This is a genomic window from Novosphingobium album (ex Liu et al. 2023) (genome assembly GCF_029076845.1).
Classification (GTDB): Bacteria; Pseudomonadota; Alphaproteobacteria; order Sphingomonadales; family Sphingomonadaceae; genus Novosphingobium.
On sequence record NZ_JARESE010000122.1, the window covers coordinates 1 to 10170 of the forward strand.

The 10170-nt window shown below is 66.4% G+C and carries 17 protein-coding genes; 2 read left to right on the forward strand and 15 right to left on the reverse strand.

What is annotated here, in order from left to right; translation table 11 throughout:
- Positions 1–200: 200 nt before the first annotated feature.
- From PYV00_RS24175 to PYV00_RS24245, 15 genes are all read right to left on the reverse strand, one after another.
- Positions 201–1514 carry a phage major capsid protein gene (locus PYV00_RS24175; protein ID WP_275230894.1) on the reverse strand — a complete coding sequence of 438 codons (1314 nt, stop codon included), beginning with the start codon at positions 1512–1514 and terminating at the stop codon, positions 201–203.
- A 10-nt stretch (positions 1515–1524) separates the two neighbouring features.
- Positions 1525–2421 (reverse strand): head maturation protease, ClpP-related, encoded by an 897-nt coding sequence (locus tag PYV00_RS24180; RefSeq protein WP_275230895.1) that lies wholly within the window; start codon positions 2419–2421, stop codon positions 1525–1527.
- Positions 2393–3664 carry a phage portal protein gene (locus PYV00_RS24185; protein WP_275230896.1) on the reverse strand — a complete coding sequence of 424 codons (1272 nt, stop codon included), beginning with the start codon at positions 3662–3664 and terminating at the stop codon, positions 2393–2395. Before PYV00_RS24185 ends, PYV00_RS24180 begins: the two co-directional genes overlap by 29 nt.
- An 8-nt stretch (positions 3665–3672) precedes the next feature.
- Entirely contained in the window at positions 3673–5502 is a 1830-nt protein-coding gene (locus tag PYV00_RS24190) for a terminase large subunit (protein ID WP_275230897.1), read from the reverse strand.
- Positions 5471–5890 (reverse strand): P27 family phage terminase small subunit, encoded by a 420-nt coding sequence (locus PYV00_RS24195; RefSeq protein ID WP_275230898.1) that lies wholly within the window; start codon positions 5888–5890, stop codon positions 5471–5473. Before PYV00_RS24195 ends, PYV00_RS24190 begins: the two co-directional genes overlap by 32 nt.
- A 73-nt stretch (positions 5891–5963) precedes the next feature.
- Positions 5964–6302 (reverse strand): HNH endonuclease, encoded by a 339-nt coding sequence (locus PYV00_RS24200; protein ID WP_275230899.1) that lies wholly within the window; start codon positions 6300–6302, stop codon positions 5964–5966.
- Between the two features lie 17 nt (positions 6303–6319).
- The gene (locus tag PYV00_RS24205; RefSeq protein ID WP_275230900.1) at positions 6320–6586 is read right to left on the reverse strand and encodes a hypothetical protein; all 267 of its coding nucleotides are present in this window, start codon (positions 6584–6586) and stop codon (positions 6320–6322) included.
- Positions 6583–6909, reverse strand: a complete 327-nt coding sequence (locus PYV00_RS24210) for a hypothetical protein (RefSeq protein ID WP_275230901.1) — start codon at positions 6907–6909, stop codon at positions 6583–6585. The genes PYV00_RS24205 and PYV00_RS24210 overlap by 4 nt, the downstream gene beginning before the upstream one ends.
- On the reverse strand, positions 6906–7430 hold the full coding sequence (locus tag PYV00_RS24215; protein WP_275230902.1) for a host-nuclease inhibitor Gam family protein: 525 nt from the start codon (positions 7428–7430) through the stop codon (positions 6906–6908). The genes PYV00_RS24210 and PYV00_RS24215 overlap by 4 nt, the downstream gene beginning before the upstream one ends.
- A gap of 2 nt (positions 7431–7432) precedes the next feature.
- Positions 7433–7771 carry a hypothetical protein gene (locus tag PYV00_RS24220; RefSeq protein WP_275230903.1) on the reverse strand — a complete coding sequence of 113 codons (339 nt, stop codon included), beginning with the start codon at positions 7769–7771 and terminating at the stop codon, positions 7433–7435.
- The gene (locus PYV00_RS24225) at positions 7768–7941 is read right to left on the reverse strand and encodes a hypothetical protein (protein WP_275230904.1); all 174 of its coding nucleotides are present in this window, start codon (positions 7939–7941) and stop codon (positions 7768–7770) included. Before PYV00_RS24225 ends, PYV00_RS24220 begins: the two co-directional genes overlap by 4 nt.
- Positions 7938–8123 carry a hypothetical protein gene (locus tag PYV00_RS24230; RefSeq protein ID WP_275230905.1) on the reverse strand — a complete coding sequence of 62 codons (186 nt, stop codon included), beginning with the start codon at positions 8121–8123 and terminating at the stop codon, positions 7938–7940. The genes PYV00_RS24225 and PYV00_RS24230 overlap by 4 nt, the downstream gene beginning before the upstream one ends.
- Positions 8120–8278, reverse strand: coding sequence for a hypothetical protein (locus tag PYV00_RS24235; protein ID WP_275230906.1), 159 nt, complete (start codon positions 8276–8278; stop codon positions 8120–8122). Before PYV00_RS24235 ends, PYV00_RS24230 begins: the two co-directional genes overlap by 4 nt.
- A 184-nt stretch (positions 8279–8462) precedes the next feature.
- Positions 8463–9083, reverse strand: coding sequence for a hypothetical protein (locus tag PYV00_RS24240; RefSeq protein ID WP_275230907.1), 621 nt, complete (start codon positions 9081–9083; stop codon positions 8463–8465).
- Positions 8965–9435 carry a LexA family protein gene (locus PYV00_RS24245; protein ID WP_275230908.1) on the reverse strand — a complete coding sequence of 157 codons (471 nt, stop codon included), beginning with the start codon at positions 9433–9435 and terminating at the stop codon, positions 8965–8967. Before PYV00_RS24245 ends, PYV00_RS24240 begins: the two co-directional genes overlap by 119 nt.
- Before the next feature lie 175 nt (positions 9436–9610).
- Here PYV00_RS24245 and PYV00_RS24250 point away from each other — a divergent pair, with 175 nt between their 5' ends.
- Entirely contained in the window at positions 9611–9793 is a 183-nt protein-coding gene (locus PYV00_RS24250) for a type II toxin-antitoxin system HicA family toxin (protein ID WP_275230909.1), read from the forward strand.
- A gap of 30 nt (positions 9794–9823) precedes the next feature.
- Positions 9824–10170: type II toxin-antitoxin system HicB family antitoxin (locus PYV00_RS24255; protein ID WP_275230910.1), on the forward strand; the 347-nt coding region annotated here is incomplete at its 3' end.

The following is a 10170-nucleotide window of genomic DNA, read 5'->3' on the forward strand; positions in this document are numbered from 1 at the left end:
CGCGATGGCGAATTCGAGGCCGGAGAAGCCCTGGCGGTCGATGATCTGGCTGACCAGGGCCGTAGTGTCGGCAACGGAAACCGGGCTGATCGCGCGGCGGAACTCCAGCTTGTTGTGGAGGTCGAGGTTCTTCATGATCGTCTCCTGCGCCGGCGGCCTCGCGGCCGCCGGGTCTTCGAATGTGGGGAAGGTTCAGGCCGTCAGAGCGAGCACTTCAGCAGCTTGATCGCCTCGAAGTTGGTCACGCCGCCGCCCACGCGCTTGGTGGTGTAGAACAGCACGTTCGGCTTCGAGGTGTAGGGATCGCGCAGCACGCGGATGCCCTGGCGATCGACGACGGTGTAGCCCCGGTTGAAGTCGCCGAAGGCCACCGGGAAGGCGTTCGCGCCCAGCGCCGGCACGTTGTCGTCGGTGACGACCGGCTTCTGCAGGATCGTCGGGACGTCGGCCGTGCCGGTGGGCGCCGCCCACAGGTAGTTGCCGTCGCCATCCTTGAACTTGCGGATCGTGCCGAGCACCTTGTCCGAGGTCAGCCAGCTCGCGTTGTTGCGATAGCCGGACTTCAGCGAATAGTAGAGGTCGATCATGCAATCGGCCGGGCTGAGTTCGGACGTCGGAGCGACGAATGCGGCCGCGGCGCCGGTCTTTACGAAGCCGAGCTTGCCCCAGGCATAGTTGTCGTTGAGCACGGTGGGATAGTTGAAGATCCCGCGCGGCTTGCTGACGCCGTCGCCATTGGCGAAGGCCCCGCCTTCCTGCTCGGCGAACTCGATCGAGACCTCGTCGGCCAGCCACTGTTCGACGTTGAACACGGCATCGTCGAGCGCGGTCTGCGTCGCGGCCGGCTGCGCATAGAGTTCGTGGACGTTGATCGCGATCTCGCGCAGCGTCGGCGTGGTCGTTTCCGTGCGCGCCTGCTGCTCGCCGACCCAGCCCGAGCTGGCCCCGCCCATGTTGACCAGCTTCTTGTAGGTTTGGCCCGAAATGTTGATCACGCGGCTGATCGAGCGGATCGCCGACTGCTTGCCCAGGACGCGGTCGATGCCAGCTTCCATCGTCTCGGGAACCAGATAGCCGCCGTCGGGGTCGGACTGCGTGGTGAGCTTGGCCTTCACTTCCAGGTCGCGCAGGTCGGCATCGATCGCACGATCACCCTTGCGGAACCAGGTGTTGAAGACGCCGGCGTGCTCGCGCACTTCGGCAGAGACCTCGTCACCGCCACCGCCGCCGAGCTGCGCCGCCGCAAGATCGGCCTGCGCCTTCTCCAGCGCCACCGTCAGGTCATTGATGCTGTCGTTGATCTTGCCGAGCTTTTCGCTGACGACCGCATCGTCGGCCTTGCCGGCAAGCGCGGCGTTGTTCACCGTCTTGAATTCCTCGAAGGCGGTATTGATCTGCGCCACCAGCGCCTTGGGGTCGGCGCCATCGGCGCGCGGCATGGCAAAGACGGCGCGCGGCGAGGACACGACGGCGGCGCCGGCCGCGATCATCGCGGCACGGGAAGTGTGCTTCATGAGGATGCTCCTATGAGCGGATGGTGCTGAGGAGGCCGGTCAGAGCGCCGGCCAATTCGGAGTCCCCAGCGCCCGGCGTGGGGTTGTCGAGATCGACGGCAGCGCCTGGCGTGCCGTCTCCCTTGATTTTGTGGATGCGAGCCCGGGCCTCGCTGCGCGTGTAGCCCGCGCGGACCAGCGTCAGCTCCATCGCGCGAAGCTCGTTGACGCGGCGATCGGCCGCCTGGGCGCTTTCGTCGCGTTTCATCTGGTCCGCCGGCAGAAGCGCGTCGGCAAATCCCTTTTCGATCGCGGTTGACCCGGAAAGCCAGGTCTCGGCATCCATCATCGCGCCGATCTCCTCGGCGCTCGCATCGGTGCGCAGCGCATAAAGGTCGATCATCGACTGGTCGAACGGAGCGAGCCAGGCGGAAACCTCGGCCATATCGTGGCGGTTGCCCATCGCCATGACCCAGCAATTGTGGATCATCAGAAACGAAGAGACGCCGATCTCGATCCGGTCGCCGGCCATCGCCACCAGCGAGGCGGCCGATGCCGCCATCCCCATCACCTTGATCGTGATGTCCTGCGGGTGCTCGCGCAGCACGTTGTAGATCGCGATGCCCTCGAACATGTCGCCGCCCGGCGAGTTGATCTGCACTTCGACCGGCCGGTCGCCGATCGCGCGCAGCTGCGCGTCCACCTTCTTCGCGGTGATGCCGCCGCCGCTCCAGTAATCCTCGCCGATGTCGTCGAACATGGTGATGACATTGTCACCGCCAGCGGCCGCGCGGATGCCAGCGGCATCCTCGCCCCAGCGATCGTAGACGCTGGCCGGCGCGAAGGCGGAGATCTTCCGATTCGCCGGCATGGGCAACGCGCCCGGCCGCGCCCTGGCGTTAACGCGCGGGCGGAACGTCATCGTCATTCTCGCTGTCCTTGCTGCCGGCATCGCCGGATGTGTTCGGCGGCGGATAATAGATGTCCCCGTCGTCTCTTGGGTTCATGTCCTCGAGCGCGCGAACTTCGTTGGGGCTCATCACCCCCCATTGCAGCGCCTGGACGTGCGATCCCCACCGCGCCTTGATATCGCTGCGCACCAGGGCGGAGCGATTGAAGCGCGCATAATGCGGGTCTGTCAGGAGGTCGCAGGTGATGCCCTCCTCCCACATCGTATAGTGATCCTCGAGACCGAATGCCTGAAAGCCGTTCGACTTCTGCTCGAGCCCGGTCCCCCAGTTCGAATCGCTGCCGCTGTTGTCGCCGATCATCGACGGCGGCACGCCGTAGAACATGCACACTTCGGACCGGCTGAGCTTCTTCGCCTCGATCCACGCCATATCGGCGATCGTCAGCGACATCGGCTTCCATTCAAGCCCTTCCTCGAGCAGCAGGAAGCTGCCCTCCTCGTCGCCGCCCGATCGATATTCTTCGAGGCTCTCCTTCAGCCGGTCGTACGCGGTGTCGGAGAGCGCGCCCTCCTTCTTCTGCATCGCGCCGCTCACGCGCGCGCCCTTGCGCATCGTGCGGCTGACATAGCGGTCCATCGACAGCGCTGTGCCGATCGTCTCGCGGGCGAATGTGAGCGGCGTCACGCCGGTGAAGCCGTCGAGCGTCAGGCCGTAGAGGTGCAGGATCTGTTCCTGCTGAAAGACAACCCGCGAGCCATTCTTGCGCGTCCACTCATATTCGACGCCCCAGTCGTCACGCTGGCGCGGCCTCACCCGGTCGGGATGCAGCGGGATCAGTTCCTGCGGCCCGCGCACGCCGGGCACCTTGAGCGCGTAGCCATTGCCACGGAGCAAGATGTTCGCCTGCATCATCCGCTTGAACTGGTGCGGCTTCTGCCAGCGGTTCGGCCGCCGGCGCACAAGCGTGGAAACCGGATGGTCGGAAGCATCCTCGCGTGTGCGCTCGTCGATCCGCCGCTTGATGTGCAACGGGACCGTGGCGATCGCGCCGGAGATCAGCCTGACGCAGCCATAGGCGGCAGAGATCGAAAGCGCGCGTTCCGGCGAAACATGCTCGCCCGATTCGGACACGTTGCCGGTGCGCAGCGCTTCCTCTAACTGCTGCGGCGTCGAGATCACCGTGCCACCGCTATCGAGCAGCGAGGCACGAGGCGACGAAGCCGGACGGCCAAACCCGAAGAGGTCGCCGAAAAATCCCATTCGACCTCCTAGAGCCTGCGCACGCCGCGCGATTCATAGACCGAAGGCGGCGGCGCCATCGGCACGTTGTCGGCCGCGCCGGCGCCCATCGCGATCGTCACCAGGCCGTCAATGCGTCCGCGCGAGCGCTTCTTGTCGAACGCGCGGTTCTTCATCCCGTCTTCCATCAGCGCGGCGTTGGCCGCGCAGCTGTAAGTAACGGGCGAGTCTTCGATGAAGATCGTCTTGTTCAGGATGCGATCTTCCAGACGCTGGATCGATCGTGGCATACAATACTGCCGATCCTCGAACATCACGCGCATCCCCTGCGCGTGCGCCACCATCTTCAAGCCGGTGCCGGCGGGCTCCTTGATCCCCCGGAAGCGCCAGGCCGGAAAGCCGATCTCATCGCAGGCAGTTTCGAAATCGGCGATCTTCGCCGGATCGAACACCAGCTCCTGCACATCATGGTCGTTACACAGCCGTTGGACCTGCGCGGCGATGAACGTGTAGTCGATCGTCGCGCCGCCAACGGCCGACATGAAGCCCTTTTCGACCCATTCATCATAGGGCGCGAGGTCCGCCTTCACGCGGTCCTCCAGGCCATCCCTGGCCGTCCAGTACCAGGTCTTCGACCAGAGCCGTCCTTCGTCGTCCAGCCAAGTCGCCGTCAGCGCCGTAAGGTCGTTCTTCTTCGAGAGGTCCAGCGACAGCCAGCATTTGCAGCCGCGCAGCTGGGCAATGACGTCGTCGGGGATCTCGCGCAGCACTGCGGCCCACGATTCCTCGTTGATCCAGAAATCGGCCGCGCCGGTCGGGATGCCGAAATAAAGCCGCCTGACCGAACTCTTGGTCGACAGCCGCGTCTTGGCCGCCTCGACCGCCTCCCGGATATTCGTGATCGGGTAGGTGATGCCCAGCGCGGGCAGCGATTTGACCCAGCAGGCCTCGTTTTCGAAGACCGTTTCCCGGTCCTTCTTGTCGACCCGCGCTACGAAGGCGAAAGCCGTGTCGTTCTTGACGTCCCCCTTCGCCACCGCCTGGGCGGCCTCCGAGATCTCGGTACCGACCAGTTGCGACGTCGCCGGCGTATTGCTGCCCAGCACCATCATGGCACTGCCCGCGATCTTGTCGATCGCGCGCTGCCACGTATCGATCTGGGCGACCGACGTGAACTCGTGGATCTCGTCCGCCAGCACCATGCGCGGGCGCGGGCCGGATTGCTTCTTGCCGTCGGCCAGCGGCAGGAAGAACGATTGCGTCGCCGGGTGCTCGATCTTCCAGGCGTTGTCGCCCTCGCCGCGAATGACGATGTCGCCGCGAACGTCCAGGCTCTCGCCGTCGTCGTATCCGGGGATCTGCGCCCGGCACATCGCCGTTGCGTCCTTGAACAGGACCATCGACGTCTGCTTGTTCGCGGCGATCGAATAGATCTGCGCGCGCGAAAAGTCGCACCAGCCCATGGCGTAGAGCCCGAGCCCCGCCATCATCGGCGACTTCGCCTGACCCTTGCCGGTCTCGACGTAGCCGGACCGAAAGCGCCAGCGTCCCTCGGCATTGACCCAGCCCATCAGTGAGCCGACGATGAACACCTGATAGGGGATCAGGTTGAACGGCTTGCCCTCGGCAGGCCCATCGGTGATCGTGAACAGCGACGGGAAGAAATCCAGGGCGCACTGCGCCAGATCCGGCCGCCAGAAGTAGCCGCGCGCCTCGGCATCGCGCAGGTCTCGCAGGTGGCGTTCCGCCGCATACCGGACCAGCTCGCCAGTAACGAAGTCGCCCCGGACCGCGCCTTCCGCCCAGGCAGTCGTCGGGTCGCTTTGCTTACCCCTTCGGCCTGAGGTACGCGTCGGCACCCGCACTGCGCTCCCGCTTCTTCGTCACCTTCGACACCTTGCCCCGGCGCTGGGGTGTCAAGCCCAGCTGGTTTTCCAGCCGCTCGGCCGTGTTCTCCGCCTCCCGCATGGCCTGATAGAAGACCGAGAGGCGCGCGATGGCCTTGGGATTGTCCTTCGCGGGCTCGCTGATGACGCCGCCGTCGGCCACTTGGGCGGAGCAGCGATCATAGATGATGTAGGCCAGCACGAGGCGCTGCACGGCATGGCCGTTGGATGGGGAGAGTGTTTCGCGCTCCCGCATCTCATCGGTCACGCGTTTCCAGTGCGCCTTGGCGGCCGCGCGCTCGCCCCGATCCTTCAGCAGCGTGGCCCACTTCGGCTCGGGTACTCCATCAGCTGCCGTCATCGCCCCAACTTTTTACTTCAAAATTCATCGCAGTGCGCATGGTTGGGGCCGCCGGTGTCCGCTCGCTAGGGTCTCAGACTTTCGACCCACCCCCGGTCCCGCCGCGCGCATTCCACGGATGGTCCGACAGCAGCGGTCGGCCGTTCGCATCGACACCCTTGCCGATCGAGGCGAAGCCGAATTGCTCGGCCGTGACCTCGAGATGGCAGGGCTCGCACAAGTTGCGGGTGTTCTGATCGTCGTCCGACCCACCCAGCGCCAGCGGCACCACATGGTCAACGACGTCGGCAAGGCGAGTGAGGCCACGCGCCAGGCAGCGCTCGCACAGGCCCCTGGTGCGCGCCAGTCGGCGCTTGCGCTGCTTCTGGCCTGCTCGGCCGCGCAGGCGCTCGACAGGTCGACTGGTCGACACGTCGACACGTCGCCGCATCAGCCGACGCTAACGCCGAGCGCCTCCAGATCACGCTCCAGCGCCGCCACCTGAGCGCGCAGCTCACGCACGACCACAGGCCGCACGATCGCCAGGATGTCCGGCCCCAGGCGCTGAGCATCGACGGTGACGCAGAACTTCGGGGGCGTCAGGCAATCATGCTCGGCCTCGACCACCGAGATCTGGTGCAGCAGCGCGCCCCGTGCCTCGGCGATGCGATTGACCATCGCCAGGCTGTCGAGCCGCATGTGCTGGTCGGGCTTCACGTGCCCACTTTCTCGCTGGTTCCGTCCCAGACGAATTCGCCTGCTTGGCCAACGGGGAAGTGCGAGCCACAGCTGCAGCAGAATGTACCGCTGTAGAATTCGGGATCACACGCATAAGTCTCGGCAAGTGCCTGACCCATCTTCGTCACGGTGCCACACCTGAGGTGCCGGTAAGCACGCCGCACCGGACGGACGAAGCCCTTGGCCCGCTCGTCGGCCGACAGCACGACATAGTCCCTCTGCTGCCCCTTGCGCGGCCCCTCGCCGATGATCTCGCGATGGTCGGGAGTCACCGCCGAACCGCCTGTCAGTGTCGTCTTCACGCCCGGGCTCCCGCCACCGTGCCGCCCTGCTCGGCGCGCTCGACGAAGAACTGTTCGCCGCCAGCCTTGCGGCTCAGCCCCAGCGCGGCGAGCTGCTTGCGATAGACACCGTCGATCGATTTCATGATCGCCTTCTTGTCGAGCCTGGTCACCACGCGCACGAGCGGCTTGGCCCAGTCGCGCTTGGAGAGCTTCTCGGCGATCGCATCCTCGTCGCCATTGATGGCCAGGCTGTCGCGGCCCGCGCGCGTGCCGATCATGCACCCGCCCAGCTCGATCGACTTGCGGTTGCCGGCAGTGAGCGAGGCTGCGGCATCCTTCCACCAGGGCGCGAGCTTCTCGCGGATCAGATCCCGCTCGGCGATCAGCGGCTCGGCGCCGGCATCGGCCGACTTGTTCGCTTCCGCGATCGCGGCGTTGCGGACATTCTCGATCAGCGCGATATCGCCCTCGATCGCGGCATAGCGCTCGAGCAGCTCGGTCGCCGCCTTCACCGATCGCGGCGTGCGGATGGGGGGCATCGTCAGTTCTCCAGGGTCAGGAGTTGCAGGGTGATCGTGGTGGCCGGCTCGTCGTCACCCCGCGTCCGCTCGACCGCGATGATCGCCGCGTCCATCACGCACCGGCCCACAAGGGCGAATTCCTGATAAGGCAACCGCTCGATGAACGCCTCGGCGAACGCGATCGCGTCAATGCCGGTGAAGCACAGCTGGATGGTGTGGCGCGCGCCGGAGAACGCGCCGGAGGACCAGGCCGTCTCGGCATGATAGAGCAGCTGCGCCTTGTTGCAGGCCAGCTCCAGCACCGCGCGCAGCTCGGGCAGCGCTTCGGCCTGGCCATGGCGTACCGTCAGAACCGTCAAAGCCTCACTCCCCTCGGCAGCCCGAACGTCTGCCCCGCTTCGGCTTGCGCCCTGCGCCCCGCTTCAAGCTCGGCGATCAGCTGGTGGAAGCAGGCCGGCGTCAGTTCGATCGGACGTCCCTCGCCGGCGGCGTCACGCGCAGCCCGCTTCAGGACATCGATGTCGATCACGGCCGCGTCGCCTCGCGCTCGCGAAAGGCGGCGCGAAGCCGCGCGCCGATCGCACAAGCCTTTTCCTCGAGCCGGTCGAAATGCGCCGGCCCGCGAATGCCGCCGCGCACTTCGCTCAGCAGTGCATCGAGCGCGTCGACCTCGCGATCGAGCAGCGTGCCCAGGCTGACGGGCCGGCTCATCGCGCCCGCATCGCCTTGCGATAGGCGGGATCATTGTTCTTCGTCGGCCTGGGCAGGCGCAACCGGCGCCGCTTCGGCTCGGCCGGCAATCGTGCCCGATCGACGTCACGGCCCGGCACGGGGTGGAAGCCGATTGGCAGGTCAGCGTGCTTCACTCGAAGTCCTTCAACGCGAAGAGCCCGCCAGCGGTAAGGCTGACGGGCTCGTGTACGGCCGCATATAGCGGCTCGCTCGGGTATCCTGGGCCGGGACCGGGAGACTGCACCGGACGCAACTCTGGCGGGGTCGATATGGCGCGTTACGGGCCGCCCAGGCAGGGTCTATTTTGCGCAGGGGGGGTCATCGTATGCGCAAATGCGCGATCGTCACGCTCACGTCGTCGATCTCGCGGCACGCCTGGTCCAGCCGGTCGAACCAGTCGTCGAGCGCCTGCGTCAGAATCGCCTTGGCCCGGCGCTTGTGCATCCCGAAGTGGCTGGCGGCGGTGCTGCAGCTCACATCGTCGATCACCATGGCCAGCACCGGCAGCGGTTCGGGCAAGGCCCTGCGCCAGTTCGAATAGGCGACCTCGGCCCGCACCGCGCCCAGCCGCTCGAAGAACAGCGCATCGTTGCGCCGGCAGGCATCGACGCGCGTTTCCAGGCTGACGGTGCCGATCGCCACGTCGCGCGTCACTTTCGCGTGCACGGCCGCGATGTCGGCTGCCGCCGCCAGCTGGTCGATCGAGATGTCGCCGGCCTGGTAAAGCCGCGCCAGCGCCCCTTGCCGCGTGCGGGCCGCCTTGGCGCAAGTCTCGGGCGTGCCGTGCACCTTGTGGCCGAACCCGTCGCGGACCTCGCGATTATGCCGGCGAAGCTCGCGCTCCTGGCGCGCCTTGTCGGGGTGCCGCGCCGCCCAGTTCTTCCGCGCCGTTTCCCGCCGCCGCGCAATTTCGCGTGTCGCCGATATCGTTCCCGCCATCCGCACCTCCATCACGTGGAACGTAGTCGAGCACGATCGGCCCCGGCAGGGACGTTTTTGCGCAGGGGGCGGCCGGGCTCTCCGGGCTGGCGCGGGCCAGATCCTCGTCCACTTTCCAGCCGAGGTCGCGCAGCCGGCGCACGGCCTCGTCGCGCTGCGCGGGCAGCGACAGCCCGCGCGGGCCCGGCCGGTGGAGCAGCTGCCCGGATCGCACCAGCGCCTTGATCAGCTGGCGCGCGCGCGTGCGGCTGATGCCCAGCCCGCTGGCGATCTCGCCATGCGAGGGGCTCTCGCCCCAGCGTGCGATATAGTCGCGCACGAAGGCGAGCAGCAGCAAGCGCCGGCTCGCCATCTCGGGTGCCAGTCGCGGCCGGTCGTGGTCGCCCGTTCCGTTCAATGCCCTGTCCACGCCACCCAGGGAATATAGCAGGAAAACGGCATAAAACCAGCGTGCTCTAGAGATCATAGGCCCATTTATTTGCACATTTCCGCTTGCTGGTGGCTGGAAAATGTGCAATAAAATGGGCATGGAAACGGACAGCAAAGCGATCGTGAAACGGCTCCTCGCGGATGGCTTCGAACTCGTGTCGACGAAGGGCTCGCACCACAAGTTCCGCAAGGGCGACCGCACGGTGATCGTTCCGCACCCGAAGAAAGACCTGCCGAGGGGAACCGCTCGGGCCATAGCAAAGCAAGCGGGCTGGCTCTGAGCCAGCCCGGATCGACCAAAGGACCAGACGATGCAGTATTTCTACGCGGTCGTGCACCGCGATCCCGGAAGCGCCTACGGCGTGACCTTTCCCGACATTCCCGGCTGCTTCTCGGCCGCCGACGATCTCGACGACGTGGTGCCCAATGCCGTGGAGGCCCTTACCTTGTGGTTCGAGGATGCCGAGCCGGTCGCGCCCAGCTCGATCGAGGCGATCCGGCAGCAGGCGGCCGGGGATCTGGCCGAAGGCGCGTTCCTGATCGCCGTCCCCTGGATCGCGCCGGCCAGGACGCTGGAACGCGTCCACCTGTCGATGGACGCCGCGATCGTCGAGGCGATCGACGAAGCCGCCAGGCGCCGCCGCCAGACGCGCAGCGC